This window comes from Sediminibacillus massiliensis (genome assembly GCF_900156915.1).
Taxonomy (GTDB): domain Bacteria; phylum Bacillota; class Bacilli; order Bacillales; family Amphibacillaceae; genus Sediminibacillus_A; species Sediminibacillus_A massiliensis.
This window is the reverse complement of sequence record NZ_LT732535.1, coordinates 3,735,380-3,755,492: the sequence shown is the minus strand read 5'-3', so window position 1 is coordinate 3,755,492 and position 20,113 is coordinate 3,735,380. Positions and strand designations below refer to the sequence as shown.

Annotated in this window: 19 protein-coding genes; 2 read left to right on the top strand and 17 right to left on the bottom strand. The window is 42.1% G+C overall.

Translation table 11 applies throughout. The features are described 5' to 3' along the window. Both CZ434_RS19290 and CZ434_RS19285 read right to left on the bottom strand, forming a co-directional pair. Positions 1-1,350 carry an ABC transporter substrate-binding protein gene (locus tag CZ434_RS19290; protein ID WP_077624611.1) on the bottom strand — a complete coding sequence of 450 codons (1,350 nt, stop codon included), beginning with the start codon at positions 1,348-1,350 and terminating at the stop codon, positions 1-3. Positions 1,351-1,551: 201 nt separating this feature from the next. Beyond that, on the bottom strand, positions 1,552-2,301 hold the full coding sequence (locus CZ434_RS19285; RefSeq protein ID WP_077624610.1) for an SDR family oxidoreductase: 750 nt from the start codon (positions 2,299-2,301) through the stop codon (positions 1,552-1,554). Between the two features lie 666 nt (positions 2,302-2,967). Between CZ434_RS19285 and CZ434_RS19280 the strand changes: the two genes are divergently transcribed. Next, entirely contained in the window at positions 2,968-3,687 is a 720-nt protein-coding gene (locus CZ434_RS19280) for a metallophosphoesterase family protein (protein WP_077624609.1), read from the top strand. A gap of 45 nt (positions 3,688-3,732) precedes the next feature. Here the strand turns inward: CZ434_RS19280 and CZ434_RS19275 are convergent, their stop codons facing one another. Then, complete coding sequence (locus CZ434_RS19275; RefSeq protein ID WP_077624608.1) at positions 3,733-3,999, bottom strand: hypothetical protein; 267 nt, start codon at positions 3,997-3,999, stop codon at positions 3,733-3,735. A 169-nt stretch (positions 4,000-4,168) separates the two neighbouring features. Between CZ434_RS19275 and CZ434_RS19270 the strand changes: the two genes are divergently transcribed. After that, the gene (locus tag CZ434_RS19270) at positions 4,169-5,125 is read left to right on the top strand and encodes a ribose-phosphate diphosphokinase (RefSeq protein ID WP_077624607.1); all 957 of its coding nucleotides are present in this window, start codon (positions 4,169-4,171) and stop codon (positions 5,123-5,125) included. A 59-nt stretch (positions 5,126-5,184) separates the two neighbouring features. Here the strand turns inward: CZ434_RS19270 and pdxA are convergent, their stop codons facing one another. From pdxA to CZ434_RS19205, 14 genes are all read right to left on the bottom strand, one after another. After that, the gene (pdxA, locus tag CZ434_RS19265; RefSeq protein ID WP_077624606.1) at positions 5,185-6,177 is read right to left on the bottom strand and encodes a 4-hydroxythreonine-4-phosphate dehydrogenase PdxA; all 993 of its coding nucleotides are present in this window, start codon (positions 6,175-6,177) and stop codon (positions 5,185-5,187) included. After that, positions 6,174-7,466 carry a four-carbon acid sugar kinase family protein gene (locus tag CZ434_RS19260; protein WP_077624605.1) on the bottom strand — a complete coding sequence of 431 codons (1,293 nt, stop codon included), beginning with the start codon at positions 7,464-7,466 and terminating at the stop codon, positions 6,174-6,176. Before CZ434_RS19260 ends, pdxA begins: the two co-directional genes overlap by 4 nt. A gap of 98 nt (positions 7,467-7,564) precedes the next feature. Continuing rightward, positions 7,565-8,440 (bottom strand): 6-phosphofructokinase, encoded by an 876-nt coding sequence (locus tag CZ434_RS19255; protein WP_077624604.1) that lies wholly within the window; start codon positions 8,438-8,440, stop codon positions 7,565-7,567. A 133-nt stretch (positions 8,441-8,573) separates the two neighbouring features. Continuing rightward, positions 8,574-9,260 (bottom strand): LrgB family protein, encoded by a 687-nt coding sequence (locus tag CZ434_RS19250; protein WP_077624603.1) that lies wholly within the window; start codon positions 9,258-9,260, stop codon positions 8,574-8,576. Beyond that, the gene (locus tag CZ434_RS19245) at positions 9,257-9,625 is read right to left on the bottom strand and encodes a CidA/LrgA family protein (protein ID WP_077624602.1); all 369 of its coding nucleotides are present in this window, start codon (positions 9,623-9,625) and stop codon (positions 9,257-9,259) included. The genes CZ434_RS19250 and CZ434_RS19245 overlap by 4 nt, the downstream gene beginning before the upstream one ends. A gap of 130 nt (positions 9,626-9,755) precedes the next feature. Continuing rightward, positions 9,756-10,628, bottom strand: coding sequence for a LysR family transcriptional regulator (locus CZ434_RS19240; RefSeq protein ID WP_077624601.1), 873 nt, complete (start codon positions 10,626-10,628; stop codon positions 9,756-9,758). 444 nt (positions 10,629-11,072) lie between these two features. Further along, positions 11,073-11,846 (bottom strand): CheR family methyltransferase, encoded by a 774-nt coding sequence (locus CZ434_RS19235; protein ID WP_077625268.1) that lies wholly within the window; start codon positions 11,844-11,846, stop codon positions 11,073-11,075. Positions 11,847-11,890: 44 nt separating this feature from the next. Further along, entirely contained in the window at positions 11,891-14,647 is a 2,757-nt protein-coding gene (locus CZ434_RS19230; protein WP_179107321.1) for a bifunctional diguanylate cyclase/phosphodiesterase, read from the bottom strand. A 9-nt stretch (positions 14,648-14,656) separates the two neighbouring features. Next, positions 14,657-14,824: a hypothetical protein gene (locus tag CZ434_RS22320; protein WP_179107320.1), complete on the bottom strand. Its 168-nt coding sequence runs from the start codon at positions 14,822-14,824 to the stop codon at positions 14,657-14,659. A gap of 125 nt (positions 14,825-14,949) precedes the next feature. Continuing rightward, the gene (locus tag CZ434_RS19225) at positions 14,950-16,656 is read right to left on the bottom strand and encodes a methyl-accepting chemotaxis protein (RefSeq protein WP_077624599.1); all 1,707 of its coding nucleotides are present in this window, start codon (positions 16,654-16,656) and stop codon (positions 14,950-14,952) included. 26 nt (positions 16,657-16,682) lie between these two features. Further along, the gene (locus CZ434_RS19220) at positions 16,683-17,039 is read right to left on the bottom strand and encodes a response regulator (protein WP_077624598.1); all 357 of its coding nucleotides are present in this window, start codon (positions 17,037-17,039) and stop codon (positions 16,683-16,685) included. 121 nt (positions 17,040-17,160) lie between these two features. Continuing rightward, positions 17,161-17,622, bottom strand: a complete 462-nt coding sequence (locus CZ434_RS19215; protein WP_077624597.1) for a chemotaxis protein CheW — start codon at positions 17,620-17,622, stop codon at positions 17,161-17,163. Positions 17,623-17,638: 16 nt separating this feature from the next. Further along, positions 17,639-19,630, bottom strand: a complete 1,992-nt coding sequence (locus CZ434_RS19210; protein WP_077624596.1) for a chemotaxis protein CheA — start codon at positions 19,628-19,630, stop codon at positions 17,639-17,641. Positions 19,631-19,640: 10 nt separating this feature from the next. Further along, positions 19,641-20,105, bottom strand: coding sequence for a chemotaxis protein CheX (locus tag CZ434_RS19205; protein WP_425442080.1), 465 nt, complete (start codon positions 20,103-20,105; stop codon positions 19,641-19,643). Between the last annotated feature and the right edge of the window lie 8 nt (positions 20,106-20,113).

Sequence of the window (20,113 nt, the reverse complement as noted above, 5' to 3'; positions counted from 1 at the left end):
TTATTCATTCATAGCTTCTGTTATTTTAGTTTCCATATTGGAAGCAGCTTCTTCAGCAGTCTGGTCTCCTGTCAATGCTTTAGAAAGCTCGATTTGCATGATATCGGAAATCTCTGGATAAATTGGAGTGACCGGTCTTGGGACAGCATTCTCCAAAACTTCTACAAAATCTGGATTATCGAACAATGCACCTGCTTCCTGTACTTCTGGATCATCGTAAAGGGCAGGGATTGTCGGAGGAGAGCCTCCTTCAATAGCGGTTATTTTCTGACCTTCCTCCCCAGTCATAAATTTAACAAACTCCCATGCTTCCTGGGGATGCTCGGAATGTCGGTTTATCATCGCCATCCAGCCGCCCAATGTGGAAGCACTGCCCGCATCTCCTTCAGGCAGAGTTGTCACTTCTACATTATCTACGACGCTGGATCTCTCTTCATCATTCGCAGATGCCTGCATATATGGCCAGTTTCGTGCAAACACGGCATTACCTTCAATGAACGCCGTTTCCGTCTCCACTTCCTGGAAATTCAAAATGTTATCCGGAACGAAGTCTGAACCGACTATTTCTTGCATTTTTTCAATTGCTTTTATCGTTTCCGGACTGTTGACAACCACTTCATTGTTCTCATTTATTACCTGTCCACCGTATGATTGAATAAATTCAACCGCATTACATACCAGCCCTTCGTATTGGGCCGCCTGCATTAAGTATCCGGAAGATGTACCTTCTTCCCCTTGGTACTGGCCTGCCTGCTCAATCAATTCATCCCATGTAGCCGGCGGCTCTTCTACAATATCTGATCGATAATACAACATTCCTGCATCAGAGAATTTCGGCATGGCCCATTGCTTCCCATTGAAATTCCCGGCGGCAACAGTTCCGGGGAAATATTGCTCCATATCGATTCCGTCCTGTTCGATGAACCGGTCCAACTCCAAGGCATAATTGGCCTGGGCAAATTCGGCCGGCCAGATCACATCTGCATCAAATACATCGATTTCAGCACTTCCGCCACTGAATTCCGTAACATACTGATCATGCTGCTGCCCGGTGTCTGAAGGCATTTCTCTATATTCCACATTGATATTCGGGTGCTGCTCTTCGAATGCGGCTACCAGTTTTTCGTTTGCTCCTGTTGTATCGACACCACGTGCATAAACAATTGTCACTTGTTCATCTGATTCTTCTGTTCCTTCCCCACCTGAATCTCCTGAAGTATCTTCTGTAGTGTCTTGAGGTTCTTCTGTTCCGCCATCGCCGGACGACTGTTCAGAATTGTTACATGCAGCTAAAAAGAGAGCCAAAATCATAAGTAGAAAAAAACTAACACTCTTTTTGTAAAGCTTCAATACAACTACCCCCTACATCCAAATTTTAAAATACTTCCCGTTAAGTAAAGCGCTTACATTAAAGTTAAAGAAAACGTTTACTTACTGTCATTATATTAGATAGAAAACTATTAATCAACCGATTTAAGCAGCGGTCCATTATGAAGCTGCTCATAAAAAGAAACATCAAATAAGGGGATTATTGCCCCCATTCATATTTAATCATTGTCTTAAAAAAGCGCCTTCTGAATTAATTACTTGTCCCGTGATCCACCCAGCCTCTTCACTGGCTAAAAAACCAACCAAGTTTGCAGCATCTTCCGGTTGTCCTATTCGCCCCATCAAGAATTTAGGCTGAAGCGATTCTTTTATTCCTCCTGTCATCCAACCCGTATCAGTAGGTCCGGGATTAACGGCATTTACTGTTATTCCGAGCGGAGCTACCTCTGCCGACAAGGATAAAGTAAAAGCAGAAATGGCCCCCTTAGTAGCTCCATAGGCCAATTCCCCGATCATCGGTCCTTGTCCCTGACCTGATGTCATATTGATAATCCGGCCGTTTTTTGCTTCTGCTTTTTCAAACCGTCGAGCAAATTCTACTGACAGCATCAAAGTTGCCCGCATATTTACAGCATAATGCTGATCGATAATCTGACTGTCTAACGCCATATAACCGTCATTTACCGAATAGGCGGCATTATTGACCAAAACAGATGGTGTATCAAAATCTGCTTGTGCAGCATTCAGTACATACTCATGTGCTTCTGATTTCGATAGGTCTATTTCCAAGTGAGAACAATCGACACCTTTCTCTATTATTTCTTTTTGAAATGAAACGCCCCATTCAGGTTCAGATTCCCAATGGGTGAAAAAAATGTTCATTCCTTTTTCCGCCAGTGTCCTGCAAACGGCAGCCCCTATCCCGTTTGCATGGCTTACCCCGGTGATGACAGCTGTTTTTCTACTAGTCATAAAATCCGCCTCCTTTTTACCTAAACTAATATTTCTCTTAATCAATAAAAATTCCTGCAAATTTTGTTTGTTTAAGTACGTCTGATTTTGTCGCAATAATCATCCAAAGACAAATCCCTAGTCTCATTTTCTTATAATGCTATTTAATAAAACAATTAACACAAAATCCATAAACTGCAACATAACTTGGTGTGGCTTCCTACCATCCTTTTCTGATTGAGTGGTAGTCCAGCGCAGCAGAAAAACACTCGCTTTCCGTGGAGAACGCTTCAGGCTCCTCGGGAAAAACGCCCTGCGGGGTCTTCAGACTGTTCCTTTCCCACTGGAGTCTCGCATTTTTCCGCAGCTTGGTATATTTCTTTGATTAGGTGAGAAGTGATTCTGGGTCGACGACCCCGCAAGAAGCGTCCTTTGCTGATGAGGAGGCTGAGGCCGTGCCCGCGGAAAGCGAAGTGTTCTGCCGCAGCGATTACCAACACTCAATAAACATCAGAATGAGAGAAAACGTCACAAAAAGTAATTTTCACTAGTTCGCAGTTTGCCTCAACAGTGAACTTACATCATATGTGTATGATTAGGGGTGGGGAACAGCAAGCCATGACAAAGTATTTTATAAACCCTATCAAAAAGTGCTACCATAAAAGAAAACAGAAAAGGGGAGTTTGGATGCGAATTGCTTTTTTATCTGATATCCATGGAAATGCGGATGCCTTAGAGGCTGTATTGGAGGATATAAATAAAAAACAAGCTGACAAGATTTACGTTCTGGGAGACATCGCCTATCGCGGGCCTGAACCAAAACGTTCAATTGCACAGATTCAAAGCTTAAATACTACAGTCATCAAAGGCAATGCCGATGAATGGGTCGTCCGGGGCGTACAACGAGGGGAAGTTCCCGACCAGGCACTGGCTTTGATGCAGAAAGAACAAGCATGGACAGTTTCCCAATTGGAAGAGAAAGATATTGATTATCTATCCGGACTTCCAGATCAAGCTACCTTTACAGAATCAGGAGTAACATTCCATCTATTTCATGCGACACCAGACAGCTTGTTTGATGTTGTATTGCCCGATGCTGACGAGGAAAAAATCGCAACAACCTTCATGCAGAAAGAAACGGCAGATGTTTACCTTTACGGTCACATTCACAAAGCTTATATCCGGTATTTAAATGGCAGAACAGTAATTAATACAGGCAGTGTGGGTTTGCCATTTGACGGAACTTCCAAAGCCTCTTATGCTATGGTTGATGTCGAAAATGGAAGTATCAGCACTTCCATTGAACGTGTAAAATATGATATTGAAAGTCCTATCGAAAAATATAAAGAACGGCAGTATCCAAACACGGAAATGATGGAAAACATCATCCGCAATGCCCGGGTTTAATATAATAACCAGCCGCCACATAAGGCCGGCTGGTTCATTTTGTAACTAGCTGATTTTTTCTTTCCCGTCTTCTTCTTTATCTTGATTGGATTCTAGTATCAAAAGCATCTCTTTCAGTTTACGATTATTGTTCAGATTAACTTGTTCTGTTAAGCGTTCAATCCAAATTTTTCTGGAAAAGGAGTCCATTTCAGCTGCTAATCTTCTCCACATGTCTATTAACGTCATTCCAGGTGCCATGTGGATGTTATGACAGAAACAAGTTTTAAGTATTAAATAGAATATTTCTTTTTCCGAAACGCGGACCTTCATGAAACACCCTCCTATGCAATCGGTCGTGTGTTGTCATCCTTATTATGGTCGCGCTTACATCTTTATATACATACCGACACAGGCAAGGGGAAAACTTGTCTATAGTATTCTTTTTTGAGATAATAATGTGTAATTAAAATGACCTCAGATACATAAGGAGGAGCGGTCCATGTCCACAGGAAGTCCAGATTCTAAACTAAAGGTTTTTTCGTTAAGTTCCAATCGTCCGCTTGCTGAAGAAATCGCTGCGAATATGGGAATTGATCTAGGAAAGAGTTCTGTCGCTAAATTCAGTGACGGAGAAATTCAAATTAATATTGAAGAAAGTGTGCGAGGATGTGATGTTTTTGTCATCCAATCTACTAGCGAACCTGTCAATCAGCACATCATGGAATTGCTTATCATGATAGATGCTTTAAAACGAGCATCGGCTCATTCTGTAAATGTCGTAATCCCTTATTACGGATATGCACGCCAGGATCGCAAAGCTCGTTCAAGAGAACCAATCACAGCCAAACTCATTGCGGATTTGATAGAGACTGCTGGAGCGACAAGAGTAATGTCCATTGATATCCATGCCCCGCAGGTTCAAGGTTTTTTCAACATACCAGTAGACCTGCTGGTAGGAATCCCGCTGCTTTCCGAATACTTCAATAAAAAAAATCTGGATGAAATAGTCGTCGTTTCTCCGGACCATGGCAGTGTGAAACGAGCCCGCCAGTTTGCCGACCGGGTCAAAGCACCGATTGCCATTATCGATAGACGCGGACCTCGTGAAGGAGCTACCGCAGTAACCAACATTGTCGGAGATATCGAAGGCAAAACGGCTATCCTTATCGATGATATCGTTGATACAGGAACACGGATTACTACCGGTACAAAAGCACTGCTTGATAAAGGTGCCAAGGATGTTTATGCCTGCAGCACTCATCCCGTCCTTTCCGGCTATGCAATCGACAGGATTGCGGATTCACCAGTGAAGGAATTGATTGTAACCAACAGTATCCTTCTCTCGGAAGAAAAGAAAATCGACAAACTGACCCAGTTATCAATCGCGCCACTGATCAGTGAAGCGATTAAGCGCGTCTTTCAAGATGAACCGGTCAGCCCTTTGTTTAACAGCTGATCTCATTTATAAAAGGATCGTCTTTCGAAAAAGACGATCCTTTTATATTTACGGACAATTCATCTCGGCGCTAATTCAGCCGCTGAGTAAATCGCTGCTATCAGACTATCAGGCTTTGCTATATTTTTTCCGGCAATATCAAAAGCTGTTCCGTGATCGACCGATGTCCTGATAATCCCTCCTTTCAAGCCCGCGGTTATATTGACTCCTTCTTCTATTCCAAGAACTTTGATGGGAACGTGCCCTTGGTCGTGGTAGCAAGCAACCACAATATCAAAATCACCTCTCATGGCACGGTAAAACAGTGTATCTGCAGGATATGGGCCGCTTATGTCAATCCCTTCGGCTTTTGCTTTTTCCACTCCAGGAATCAACTTCTCTTCTTCTTCCCCATTTCCAAACAGTCCGTTCTCCCCTGCATGAGGATTTATTCCGCATAATGCTATTCTGGGTTGATTGGTTCCGGCTTTTCTGAGTGTTTCATGCGCTATTTTTACAACTTGATAAACCCTCTCAGGGTTTATTAAATCAATTGCCTCCGTTAACCCTACATGGGTGGTCAAATGGATGACCTTCAATTGAGGGGATGTCAGAAGCATGGAAAATTCTTCGGTGTCTGTTAATTCGGCCAGAATTTCTGTATGGCCCGGATAGAGATGACCCGCTTGATGAAGTGCCTCTTTATTTAAAGGGGCTGTACAAATGGCTTGTATCTCTTTGTCTTTGGCCAGTTCCACAGCTTTCACAAGATATTGGAAAGCTGCATCTCCTGCTGTAGAAGACAATTCCCCAAACGGCAAATCTTCGGGAATCAGTTCTAAATCGAAACAATCCACAACGCCTCTTTGAAACTGAGCATCTTTCGCCTTATTTATCTTGCGGAAGTCCACCTTTGTTTCCGTTATCTCTGCCGCTGTCCTCAATCTTTCGATATCACCAATGACCAATGGACGACACTCCTGATACAGACTGTCATCCTGTAATGCTTTGACGATAATTTCCGGTCCGATACCTGCCGCATCTCCCATTGTGATTCCAATTACTGGTCTCATATTTTCCCTCCCAGCTCTTTAACAGATTTTATCATAGCATTGTCAGTGCCAAAGCTCCCTGCTTTGGTTATAACATACAAATCTCTTTTTTGATTGCAACCATAATGCAGCTTTCCTAATGGAATTCCAGATTCCACTTCATTCAACAGTTCAAATTCCCGGGTATCGAGTTGATCGAAAACATGACTGGCAGTGTCTCCCCCAGTCAGGAAGACTCGCTTTATCCCGTGTTCCTTTATTATAGAGGCCGCTAACTCGCCCAAAAAAATGGATATTAGATTACTAGTTTCCAGTTTACTATAACCGTTTTTATTACCAATTTTTCGTGTCGATTCAAGGTCGTCAGTCGAATATATGGCTGGATGGTGGCCTTTTTCCAGGATATCCCCGGCTTTCTTTTTTAATAGTGTAAGCTCTTTGTTGCGCAGTTCAGGGGATTGAACTAACTTTTGTGTGTCTACTTGCAGCCCGCTGACATGGGGTTTCCTGAGAACATTCGCCAACTGGACCCTCCCCCTCGCACTAATACTTCCAACAACCAATAACACCGGTCTACACGAATCTGAAAGCGGAATCATTTCTAAGGTCTGCTTGCCAGCTTTCCTATTTTGGATATGTTGGCATAATCCGGCAGACCCAACCCATAATATTTGATACTCTGTCTGTTTGATTATTTTAACAATCTCAGCAAGATCATTGTCTTCTTTAGAGTCAAAAACAATATAACGAATCCCTGTTTCTTTAAATACTTCCAGACTCTTTTTGATAGAATCATGACCGTACCTGATTTTTTCACAAGTTATCAAGCCAACTTGTCTGTTTGACTGTTCTTCGATTATCTGTGGAATATACGAAGTGCCAACCGGAGTCTTAGGGTCTCTGGCAGCTTCGGTTTCGTGCAGTAAATGGTTATGGACGTACAGATTACCGTTTATTACTTGTCTGCCTGTGGCAGGGAATCCAGGAGCGATGATGGCAAATTCAGGCTGAAAAGTATCAAAAACGGCGTTGATTTCTTGCCCGATATTTCCCCTCATCGTCGAATCAACCTTTTTATAGACCAGACTCGAGACGTTTTGTTGAATGAACGCTGATACTTCTCTCACCTTTTTGTATGCATCTTCAGGGGCAGCGGACCTGCTAGCGGTATCGAATATCAGAACGTCTTTGTTATCAATTGATTGCTTGTTCTGCGTGAACAGCACAGAACTCCTCAACCCTCGTTTTGCCAGTTGGACACCGCTATCACTGGCCCCTGTTAAGTCATCCGCTATTACGCTAATCTTCATTCAATCCTCACCTTTCCACTGATAATGTGATTGGAGTACAGTCTAATAAGAAGGAATTCAAAAAAAGTAACCGGTCAGACCGGTTACTTCCCTTCTATCTAATTTTGTTTGTGTACCGCTTGTCTGTTTTTATAATAGAGCGAACCGGTCGCTTCTTCCTTTTCCACCCATTCGACAATCCGTCTTGCGAATTGCATCGCAATAATCCGGTCCGCAGCCTGAGGATCTGGTCCCAGACAAAGCGCTTCATCCACTTTATGCCATTTCCAATCCACTTTCAGACCTGGCAAGACTTCCTCATGCAAGTTGTCCGCTTCGAATGTCTCATCAAATATCAAGAAGGAATGGGTTTGTCCCATAGAAAACTCTTCTTCCAATGATGACTCCAAGCTCTGTTTCTTTTCTTCCCCATAACCTCGCGGCAGTGCGTGGCCTCTTACCGCCACAGCAAGCTCGTTGAGCATTTCCTCGGGTGCGTGTCCTGGAAGTTGAATACCGAACAACCTCGGATCAGGGTATTTCAACGAATCAATGGTATCTCTTATTTTGAAAATACTTTCCATTATGTAATTCAAAGCTGTGTCATAACCGAGCGAGAGATCCGTTTCTTCCAGATTATTGTAAATAGAAAAAGGTACAAACAGGAAAGAAGTCCGTTGAAACCGGGCTTTCACTTGTTTCAATGACTCGACGGCCTGTCCTGTTCCAAAAACTATCACAGCATCATAATCTGCCATTAACTGATAATCATCAGGATCTTCTGATATGTATGAAACCTGAAGAAGACTTGGATAGTGAAATGGAAAGTTCTCCAACAATTCCTTGTCTAGTTCCTTTTCTAATGACTGCTGTCTTACCGGATCAATGGTAATACCTGATAGTGAATGTTTTACCGATAGATCACTAATTAACTTGTGGAGCAATTGATTCAGACCAGCTGGGGCCATTTCAAAATTAATTATTCCTAGCTTCATATGTGTGAACCTCGCTTCAAGATGATTTCTTCCTTCATTATACAATATTTTCAGTTTATTGAAAGGATAGCTTACATCAGCTATGAAATAAAAAGAAAGCAGTTTCCCTGTGGAAACTGCTTTCTGCTGATAATCAGACCAATCCTACGAGCCACGGTATCAGCAATTTCCCCCAGAGGATGGTGATACACGCTGCAAATATCATGGCCAGCGTTGAAAATGTTGCTTCTTGTTCCCCATATTCCATTGCCTTGTTGGTGCCAACTCCGTGTGCGCTTGTTCCAAGGGCAAGTCCTTTCGCTATCGGTGATTTGATCGATAATCCTTTGATCACAGACGGCCCGATTATTCCTCCGATAATTCCTGTTATAATAACAAAAACTGTGGTCAATGTCGGTAGACCGCCAATGTCTTTGGAAACTTCTATGGCAATCGGAGTGGTAATGGATCTTGGAAGCACACTTACTAGAAAGTTGGGAGTTAAGTGAAACAAAAGGGATAAGGCAAATGAGGAGACAATCGCCACCAACGTTCCAGTTGTTATGCTGATCAAAATAGTTCCAATATACTTTTTCAAAATGGGCAAATGCTTGTAAATCGGAATCGCAAAAGCAATTGTTGCCGGACCCAGCATATGGGTCAAGAACTGTGAACCGTCCAAATACTGGTTGGCAGGCACGTGAACCAAGCTGATGAGCAGGATGATAAGCATCGGTGTTAACAACAATGGATGAAACAAGGGAAATGGTAATTTAATATAACCTAATTTGGCTAATCGGTATAGTATATAAGTGATTACCGTAAAAAGAAGTGCGCTCAATGAACCTCACTTCCATTCTTCTTTGAAAACTTATCAGCAATATATGCCGTGGAACCCATCACGATAAATGTGCTGATGCCGATCAATAACAGCATCTCGATTCCCTGCCAGCTTAAAATTTCGTCGTAGTTGACAATCCCGACTGCGGAAGGAACAAAGAAAAGCAGCAGCTCGGCCAATAACCAATTTCCGCCTTGCTCCACCCATTCCAATTTGACGATGCCCAAACGCAAGGAAAGAAAAAGAAATACCAACCCTATCATAGAAGCTGGTATCGGAATCGATATCAGGGCCTTTACTCCGGCGCCCAATAGTAAAAATATATGAATAAACAATATTTGTAGTAAAATGGTCAATACTTTCATCGAAAAACTCCTTCCCATACAGGAAACAGCAAAGCTTCTTGAGGTTTATCAGATTTCTGTATGAACTCATTTTACTAGCCTCAACACCATTCGTAAAATACATATTTATTATAACTTCCATAACTTTTAGTTATGTTTGGTGGATGAATTGGATAAACTCTCTTCCAGCAAAAGATAGATACCGGCCCTTTTTGGTGATAATAGCTAGATTCCAGGGTGTTTTCGGTTTTAGATCGATTATTCTCACTTGATCATTTTGAACTTTGCTGCATATGGACTCAGGCAAAATCGTAATGCCTAGATTTGCTGCCACCATTTCGGACATAAAATCCCATTGAGAGCTTTTAAATAATATCTTCGGTTCGAAGCCTTCTCTTATGAAATTTTTCCACATAATATCATGGAGAGCAAAATCCTCATGATAAAAGATGAATTCTTCATGTCTCAATTGTTTGTAATGGACAGACTTTTCATTGGCAAGGGGATGTTCATGATGGACGATTACCTTCATTTCTTCCTCGACTATCGGATATATATCAAACAGTTCTGTATTAACTGGCAGGACGGCAACCCCTAAATCGAGCTCGCCTTCTTCCACACTTGTCACCACTTTGGCCCCGCCGTATTCGGTAATGGTCATCGAGACATTCGGATATTGTTTGTGAAATTGAGAGATAACATAAGGAAAGTACAAGCTGCCTATAATCGGGGGCAGCCCTATATCAATTGATCCTCTTTTTAGTTCTGTCATGTCATTCAGTGCCGTCGACATTTCGTCCAGCTGGGCGAACACTTTTTGGGCATGTTCCATTACGATTTTTCCTGCATCTGTCAACTCACTTGTCTTATGAGAACGGATGATCAATGTCATTCCTAATTCTTCTTCCAGACTTTTTATCATTTTACTGAGAGCAGGCTGCGAAATGTGCAGGGCCTCAGCTGCTTTGGTAATACTCCTAAGCTTACCTACCTTTAAAAAATATTGTAATTGCCGTAATTCCAAGTTAACACCTCCGAGACTAGTATAACCCAGAGACAGTTAAATGAAAGAATCCCCAACAAACAAGTTTCTAAAAAAGTTGGTTTATTGAAAGGGTTTTCAAAACCAAAAGAAGAATAACTTAACAAGGTTTTAAAATTGGTCAACATGTGAATACAACCATAAAGGCGAAAAGTCTGGCTTCTACTAAAGGAGGTCTTCCCATTGTTTAAAGAGAATGATTTCATTACAGGACTTCGATGGGCCGTGCTTCTCAGTTTTCCGTTATGGGTATCGATTTTTGGATGGATAAATATTTTCAGGAATATATGGAGTGCCTGATAAAGGCACTTATTTTTATGAAATTACTCTTCCTTAGCCAACATCATATTTTCTATCAGAACTTCCCGAACACCAAAAACACGCTTCCCTTTCCAATAGAAGCGTGTTTTTCCCGTTATAAAGGTATTATACTTTTTCAAAGAAAAAGGATTGAATCGGTTTAAGGCCGTATTGTTGGGGATTGTTAATACGTTCTGTCGTTCCTAAAAATAAGATACCGCCTTTTCTCAAGGAATCACTGAACTTGCGGAAGACCTTTTCCTTCGCTTCTTCCGTAAAATAAATCAGGACATTCCGGCAGACAATTAAATCAAAATCGGTTCCATAAGTACCTTCCAACAAGTCATGTTTCTTGAAAGAAACCATCTGCTTATATTTTGAATCGATTTGATACGAACTTCCGCTATTGATAAAGTACCTGTCTACTTCTTCTTTCCTCAATTCTTTTAAAGACTTCTCGGAATAAAGACCGAGCTTTGCCTGTTCCAGAACCATCGAATCAATATCTGTAGCCATTAAAGAAACAGCGATACTTTTTTTGTAAGGATGTAACAGGGTCGCAAGAGAATAGGGCTCCTCACCTGTCGAGCAGGCGGCACTCCATATTTTGATGTTTTTTTGATTCTCCGTCATCGATGGCAGAATATCTTTAGCCAAAATATCCCACTGCCTCCTGTTCCGGTAAAATTCCGATACATTAATCGTCATATGAGAAAGGAACTTGTCCATCAGTGCCTTGTCTTTTTCCATCTGCTCATAGAAAGATTTCAAAGAGGAAAATCCATTTTTGACGCTTAGTGATGTAAGCCTCCGTTTCATTTGCTTTTCCTTGTATTGAGACAAATCTATCCTTGTTTTCTTTTTCACCTTGTCTATAAAAAACTGATAATCATTATCCATGTCTATCTTCTCCGCTTCTGACAAATGAATTTTTCCTAACACAGCTATGCAGCATTCCCTTTCACGTACTCAATGAATTGTTTATCTGCCAACGGCTGACTGAATAAAAAACCTTGGACATGATGACAATATTTTTCTTTAAGATAGGCATATTGCTCATCTGTTTCGATTCCTTCTGCGATGACGGTAAGTTTCATTTTTTCAGCTATATCGAACACTGCATTCAAGATGACGTCTTCCACCTCTTTTTCCAATAAATGCTCGACAAAAGAGCGATCGACTTTCAATGTATCGATTGGCAGGCTTTTTAACAGATTCAGAGAAGAATAGCCAGTTCCGAAATCGTCCATTGCTATCCGGACACCGATTTTTCGCAACTGCTTCAACAGCTTGATCACTTTACGACTGTTTTCCATTACGGTTGATTCAGTGATTTCAAGTTCTAAATACTCCGGCTTCACTCCGGTTTCTGCCAATACATCCTTGACTATTTCAATAATGCGACGATCTTTCAACTGAACTGGTGATAAATTAACAGCTATCTTTATTGGAGTAACTCCGGTCCTTTCCAGTTCTTTCTGGTGCCTGCATGCATTTCTCAGGACCCATTCACCCAGCGTGTGAATCAAACCTGTTTCTTCTGCAATCGGAATGAATTTGGCAGGTGATATTAACCCTAGTTCCGGATGCTCCCAGCGCAACAAAGCCTCCATGCCGGATATGCTTCCGTTTTCCGTGCTCACGATAGGCTGATATTGAACAAACAGTTGATCTTTTTCCAATGCCTGGTATAAATCCATTTCCAGCCTCAGTTTGGACTCCAGTTCTGTTTCCATGTCGGAAGTGTAAAAACGAAAGGTGTTCTTCCCTTGTTCCTTAGCCTTATACATAGCGATATCTGCATGTTTGACTAATGAATCTGCATCCGTGTCGTCATTCGGAAAGATACTTATTCCAATACTTGCAGTACTGATAAATTTATAATCCTCCATCTCGTACGGATCGGATAATTCAGTCAGGATATCTTTGGAGAGCAGCGCGACTTCCTTTCGATTGTTCAATCTCGGGATAAGCACAGTGAATTCATCTCCCCCCAGCCGGTAAACCGTATTGGAATCTGGAAGCAATCCTGTAAGACGTTCACCCGCCATCCTCAACAGTTTGTCCCCTGCATCATGGCCAAAACTGTCATTAATATATTTAAACCGGTCCAAATCAAGGAATATCAACGCAAACGAATATTCCTCTTCTTTGGCAGCTTGTACTTCTTGTTCCAACCGTTCCAAGAACAACTTGCGGTTCGGCAGCATGGTAAGGTCGTCATGGTATGCCTGGTGTCTGATTACTTCTTCCTGGTATTTTCTGTCAGTAATATCTGTCGTCACTGTCAACACCAGCGGCTCATCATCCCCGTTCTTGATCGGTACCTTCTCAATATGATACCAGCGCTTCTTCCCGCTCTTGTCGATAAAATAATCTTCCATTTCTTTCTCTTTACCTGTCGAGATGACTTCGCGGTTTATCTCCAAGTATTTCAGGACATCCGGATCATTGGGGTTAAGCTCTTCTTCCTTCTTGCCAATGACCTCCTCCGGGTCGAGGTGGAACATCTGGGCGAACTCTTTGTTAACGATTGTATATTGTCCCGACCAATTCATCGCATAAATCCCATTAGGATTGTTATTAATAATCCGCTTTAAAAAATTCCTGTTTTGTTTAAGTTCTTTAGTCTTCTGTTGAATATCCTCTTTATGCAACCTTAATTCTTTTACCATCAGATTGAACTTGTTGATAATCGACCCAATCTCAGTGCGATCATCAGTCCCCTCAATAAATTCTGGATATCTGCCCTTTCCCATTTTATCCAATGCTGCAGACAAGCTGGAGAATGGCTTTAGACTCCGATGCATTTGATAGGTGATGATCAAAAACAATCCAATAGATAATACCAAAAAGATAGGAAATAGCACATGCTGGAATTCCATAGATGCAATAAATGTGGATGTGACCGGAACGAGTGTAATGATCCGCCAGTCTAAGCCGCTGACATGCTGAAAAGAGGTATAAAAAGACTCACCCTGGTCATTCGTGATTTCTTCATATCCACTTTGCCCTTGCAATGCCCATTTTGTCATAGTTTGAGCAGATGTGTCCCAGCCGATTTTTTCTTCATCCGGATGAAACAATATATTCCCCTTGTCATCTATCACATAAGCATAACTTCCTTCGCCGATTTCCAGTCCTCTGAATATAGACTGAAACATATTATTGCTTTTAAGGTGAATGGAAAGGTTGACGATTCTATCTATGGTCTCGTTTTCCAAGATCGGCACAGACATGACGATGATTTCCCGATCGCCGGTTTTGATAATATTGCTGAAGTGAATGGCCTTGGTGGCTATCGTTTTCTGTACATAATCTCTTCCAAGCAGATTGCCGGCATCTCTTAATTTCTCCGGATAGTAACCAACCACGTCGCCTGAATCATTAAGAACTGTCCCACCATCTATATAGGGAGAATATTGAACAATATTGCGCAGATAATCATTTAACGCTTCTTCACTGGCTTCTTGCTGAATAGATGAACCCAATTCTTTTAACTCCAGCAAAAGACTAGTTATTTGATGTTCCATTCTGGAGGTAACATTTTCTGAAAGGGTCCGATAGTGCTTTTCTGAGTAATTAGAAAGGACGAGCTGGGAACAAATGGTCAAAAGCAAAAAAAGAATACCGACAATAGCAACGTTTATTCGAATGATCAGCCAAAACGTTTTTGACTTCCAAAAGGATAAATTATTCATCATATCCTCCTACAGTAATGGCCTTGCAGGACCCGATGCAATTGCCGTAAAATAAATTTCTCCCGTAATGGTGACAACTTTCATCACTGCATCTCCGCCGACCAATTTCCCTGCAATACAAGCGGTCTCCAAAAAACGTCCGATTCTATATAATATAACTATTGATTGTTTTCCCATCATTCCATCATTCCTTTTACTACTGATGCGTTTCCGTTCTCCACATTCACTCATCCAATCTTTTAAAACGGGATAACCAGTTTGTCTACCGGTTATCCCTTCTATCCGTTTCACCCTGTAAAAAATTAGAGCTTAAACTCAGATACTAAATCATTCAATTCTTCTGCAAGCTGCGCAAGTTCTCCAGAGCTGCCGGCGATTTCTTCCATGGAACTGCTCGATTGCTGAGCTGAAGCACTTGTTTGCTCGACTCCCGCTGCTGCTTCTTCCGATACAGAAGCAATCTCCTCAATCGAAGCACTCATTTGCTGGCTATCCGATGCCATGGTAGAAAGGCTTGCCGTTACAGACTTGATTTTATCGACCATATTTTGAACTGCTGCATTGATTTCTGCGAAAGTCTCGCCAGTGGTTTCAATTTGGCTGGTACCTTTCTCGACTTCCTTGTAGCCGCCTTGCAACGATTCCGTAACCATACTGGACTCTGTCTGGATGTTGGTGACAATACCGGTAATGTCTGTTACCGAATCCCCTACTTGTTCCGCCAATTTCCTGACTTCATCAGCCACAACAGCGAATCCTTTTCCATGCTCACCTGCTCTTGCAGCCTCAATCGCAGCATTTAGTGCCAACAGGTTGGTCTGGTCGGCAATATCTTTTATGACGGATACTAACTTGGAAATTTTCTGTGACTGTTCATCCAATCCTTTTACTTTTAGGACAGCATCCTGAACGATTCGATCGATTGTTTCCATCTGGCTTACAGACTGTTCCATCAGTTTAGCACCATCTTCTGTCTTACCAAGAACTTCTGATGAAGAGTGGAAGATTTCTTCGCCATTGCCGTTTGCTTCCTGCATTTTTGCTGTGAAAGATTCCATTACAGACGACAACTCTCCGGCATTCGTTGCCTGTGATTCGGTGCCTGATGCTAGTTCCTGCATAGTGGATGCAATTTGTTCTGAACCTGTTCGTACTTCACTGGCCGATTGAGTCAACTCTTCACTTTGGCTGCTGACCGTTTCAGAAACAGTGTTGATTTGCAGCAATAGTTGACGCATAAAGTCATTCATCAAGTTAGTGGATGCCACAAGCTGACCTATTTCATCCTTTGAATTGGACTCAAGAGGCGGCTGGCTCAGGTCTCCCTCACTGATCGCATACATCCTGTCTTTGACTGCAATGATCGGGTTGGAAATCTTCCGAGCAGTAACCAATGCGATCACAACACCCAGAACAATGACAAGCAGAGCTACTCCAATTCCTATGAATAAGACAGTGCTTCCTATTTGAAGAATATCTTTCCCTTCTGCCTGGATATTGGCTTCCCTCAGTTCTGAGAACTCTTCGAAACCATCTATGATTTCACGCGATAATGGTTGCACAACGATCTCTAAGTTTTCCATGGCTATTTCCTCATTACCACGGTCATATTCTCCAAATACGTCTTCTACAACAATTTCTCTCCATTGATTGCTTTTTTCGATAAGTTCTTTGACTTTTTCCGAATCGGTCTCTCCCAGCACAAACTCATGATACTCTGCGCTTTCTTCCATATAACTGTCGAAACGTTCTTTGTATTCTTCGTCTCCATATAGCATGTAACCACGGACCAAAGAAACTCCCCGGGCCATGTTGAAAGCAATATTTTCATCGGCTATGAGCATTGGCAATTGCTCATCGACAATCTCGCTACTTCCGGAATTGATCCGATCCACTGCAAAGAAATTAAAAGCGCCTAACAATAGCACCATGAAAACGATCAATCCAAATCCAAACAGGATTCTCGTTTTCAGGGTTTTAAAATTGAACAATGATGATATCTTCTTCATCGTAATACCCCCTGATGTTTGGTTGTCTATAAAACTTTGTTTAGTGATTCTTCTATTCTTTCAGCAGAAAACGGCTTAACGATAAAGTCTTTTGCACCTGCCTGAATTGCTTCCACGACCATATCCTGTTGTCCCATCGCAGAACACATGATGACTTTAGCCGTGTTATCAATTTTTTTGATTTCTTTTAAAGCTTCGACACCGTTCATCTCTGGCATCGTGATATCCATCGTGACCAAATCGGGCTGAAGTTCCTGGTATTTTTCCACAGAAACCTGGCCATTCTCTGCTTCGCCAACAACCTCGTGACCTAAATTAGTTAAAATGTCTTTAAGCTGCATGCGCATGAACAAAGCGTCATCTGTCACCAATACTTTCGCCATCTTTATTCCTCCTACATTTATAATGGGGTTATTCCCTTCCCCTGTTATTACTACTAGCACCAACCGAATGCCGGCCTCCGTTCTCCCCATATTCGGAAGAAGGAACCGGGCAGCACTGTGGTCAGTCTTCGATAACCTCTTGCACTTCATTTATTTCTTCGAGGGTAAGTACTCGTTCCATATCAAGCAAAATCAATAATTTATCCTCTAGTTTTGCTACACCTCGGAGAAAATCGTCGGTTACTCCGCCGATAATTCTAGGCGGCGGATCTATGATCGATGAATCAATATCCACTACATCTGTCGCCGAATCGACGATAAGCCCGACTTGTATGGTGTCGATATTGATGATTAATATCCTGGTTTCATCCGTATATTCTGTTTCTCCGATTTGAAGTCGCTCTTTCAAATCGATGATAGGGGTTATGTCACCTCGAAGGTTGATTACCCCTTTTATGAATGCGGCAGTTCTTGGTACTTCCGTTACATTTTGCAGTCGTTCGATGGAACGTACTTGTTGAATGTCAACGCCATATTTTTCATCCTTTAATTCGAATACGATAACTTTTGACACTTCTTCCATGTTAATCGTCCCCCGTTCACATGATTAGTTCATTTGGATCTATAATTAAAGAAACACGACCATCCCCTAAAATGGTAGCACCGGAAATGGCAAATACATTCGGCAGAAAATCACCCAGTGATTTTAAAACGACTTCTTTCTGGCCAATAAAGGAGTCAACCACAAGTGCTGTCATCTTTTCGCCTTTCCTGACAATTACAACCGAAACATTGGATTGTTCTTCCTCTGTCTGTACTGCCGGCATTTTAAAGATTTCTTCCAGTGAAAGAATCGGTATGACTTTTCCTCTGAAATCCATCACAGGTTGGTTTTTCATATACATGATTTGAGACTTTTTCAACAGAACTGTTTCTTCAATCGAAGATAGTGGAATCGCATATGTTTCATTCGCTACTTTGACAAGCAGCGTCGAAAGGATTGATAATGTCAGCGGTAGTTGGATCGTAAACTTACTGCCTTGCTTAGGAGCAGATTCTACATTGATATGACCGCCAAGTGATTCAATTTTGTTTCTCACCACATCTAAACCAACACCACGACCGGAAATATCCGAAACCTGATCGGCAGTGCTGAAGCCAGGAGCGAAAATCAAATCATAGACTTCCTCGTTAGTCAATTTCTCTGAGCGCTCCTCTGTGATCAACCCGTTGCTGATCGCTTTTTCTACCACTTTCTCCCGATTGATTCCGCCGCCATCATCCCGGATTTCGATGAATACATGATTTCCACTGTGAAAAGCATTAAGCACCAGTGTTCCTGATTCTGATTTCCCGCGTTCTTTCCGCTTGGCAGGAGATTCAACTCCATGATCGATAGAATTTCGAATCAAATGAACTAACGGGTCGCCTATCTCATCGACAACAGTCCGATCTAACTCCGTGTCGGCGCCATAGACTTCCAGGTTTATCTCTTTGCCTAAGTCTTTGGCAAGACTGCGGACCATGCGTGGAAAACGGTTGAAAACCTGTTCTACCGGAACCATTCTCATCGTAAGGAGCATACTTTGCATATCCTGGGTGACCCGTGACATGTGTTCTACTGTTTCTATCAAATCATGGTTGCCAACTTGCTTGGATAAATCCTCCAACCGGCCTCGGTCAATGACCATTTCTTCGAACAAATTCATCAAATAATCAATCCGGTCAATGTTGACCCTGATTGTTTTGGAAGTACCTTGCTTGGCCTGTGGACTTTTTCCTTGTTCAGCCTTCTCCAGGTTTTCCTCCGGCTTATTCGCTTGGTTCTCTTCAGCCGTATCCAGCTTGTCAGGCAGAACACCTGCCTCCACACTTTCCACCTCAGAGACTTTGTTTATTCTGGCTTGTACTGTGTCTATGGTTTCTTTAGTCAACAAGAGTACTGTAAATTCCTGTTCAAATTTCTCTTCTTCCAGTTCCTCAACAGCCGGAACAGAAATTAACACTTCGCCCATCTCTTCCAACCCTTCAAAAACCATAAAAACGCGTGCTGCTTTTAACATACAATCTTCATTAAGACGGACTTTCACCTGCAAAGCCTCAAATCCTTGCTCTTTTGCCTGAAGAATAACGGTCGACTGATATTCATCAAGCTTCATTTCTACAGCTGCTGTTTCTACAGGTATCTCTCCTGCTTCACTTCCAGGAGAAGTCCCCTTTTCAATATGTACTAGCTGATTGACAAGATGGGAAACGTCCTTCTTCCCCATACCGCCTTCTGCAATATCACTGACCATTTCCTCTAGTGATTCTGTCGCTTCAAAGGTTACATCTATCACTTCTGTCGTCACTTCCAACTGGCTGTTCCTTATCAAATCCAGAACATTTTCCATTTGATGTGTCAAAGAAGCAATATCCTCAAACCCCATCGTCGCAGCCATCCCTTTCAGGGTGTGTGCAGACCTGAAAATTTCAGCAACCAATCCCAGCTCTCCGGGTTGTTTTTCCAACTTTAACAAATTGTCATTTACCGCTTGCAAATGATCCCGGCTTTCGTCCAGGAATATATCCGTGTATTCATTTGTATCCATCGAAATCCTCCTATGAATCTAGCAATAAATAAATATTCATCGATCCTGCTTCTTGGAACGTAACTGGCAGGCACAGGGCTTTTCCATAACCCGACAATGTTGTATTTCCTTCTAATATGGTCGGGGACGTAATATCCGTTTTAACACCTTCCGAGTTGATATTAGTGGATAGACCTCCGGCAATCATATTACCCAGCTCACCACTGAAAGAACTTAACATCTCCCCTTCCAACGGCATTCCGAACATCGAGTTGCCAATAAAGCCAAAAACGGACGGATCCCCTGCCAGAACCATCTTTCCTTTGATATCGCCTGTGATACCGATCAGAACTCCGAACTCCAATCTGAGCACCTGACCTGACAACTCTGGTTTATTAAGTGATAACTCCAGTGGAACCACATTTTTAATAGAATTAACTGTACCATTTAGTAAATTGGTGATACTCTGACTGTTTTTCTCTGAAACTTGCAACAATATTATCA

Coding starts and splice junctions, on each gene's coding strand:
- CZ434_RS19230 (WP_179107321.1), bottom strand. CDS start 14,647: ATGAATAATTTATCCTTTTGGAAGTCAAAAACGTTTTGGCTGATCATT.
- CZ434_RS19270 (WP_077624607.1), top strand. CDS start 4,169: ATGTCCACAGGAAGTCCAGATTCTAAACTAAAGGTTTTTTCGTTAAGT.
- CZ434_RS19235 (WP_077625268.1), bottom strand. CDS start 11,846: ATGGATAATGATTATCAGTTTTTTATAGACAAGGTGAAAAAGAAAACA.
- CZ434_RS19275 (WP_077624608.1), bottom strand. CDS start 3,999: ATGAAGGTCCGCGTTTCGGAAAAAGAAATATTCTATTTAATACTTAAA.
- CZ434_RS19220 (WP_077624598.1), bottom strand. CDS start 17,039: ATGGCGAAAGTATTGGTGACAGATGACGCTTTGTTCATGCGCATGCAG.
- CZ434_RS19255 (WP_077624604.1), bottom strand. CDS start 8,440: ATGAAGCTAGGAATAATTAATTTTGAAATGGCCCCAGCTGGTCTGAAT.
- CZ434_RS22320 (WP_179107320.1), bottom strand. CDS start 14,824: ATGGGAAAACAATCAATAGTTATATTATATAGAATCGGACGTTTTTTG.
- CZ434_RS19225 (WP_077624599.1), bottom strand. CDS start 16,656: ATGAAGAAGATATCATCATTGTTCAATTTTAAAACCCTGAAAACGAGA.
- CZ434_RS19285 (WP_077624610.1), bottom strand. CDS start 2,301: ATGACTAGTAGAAAAACAGCTGTCATCACCGGGGTAAGCCATGCAAAC.
- CZ434_RS19280 (WP_077624609.1), top strand. CDS start 2,968: ATGCGAATTGCTTTTTTATCTGATATCCATGGAAATGCGGATGCCTTA.
- pdxA (WP_077624606.1), bottom strand. CDS start 6,177: ATGAGACCAGTAATTGGAATCACAATGGGAGATGCGGCAGGTATCGGA.
- CZ434_RS19210 (WP_077624596.1), bottom strand. CDS start 19,630: ATGGATACAAATGAATACACGGATATATTCCTGGACGAAAGCCGGGAT.
- CZ434_RS19260 (WP_077624605.1), bottom strand. CDS start 7,466: ATGAAGATTAGCGTAATAGCGGATGACTTAACAGGGGCCAGTGATAGC.
- CZ434_RS19245 (WP_077624602.1), bottom strand. CDS start 9,625: ATGAAAGTATTGACCATTTTACTACAAATATTGTTTATTCATATATTT.
- CZ434_RS19215 (WP_077624597.1), bottom strand. CDS start 17,622: ATGGAAGAAGTGTCAAAAGTTATCGTATTCGAATTAAAGGATGAAAAA.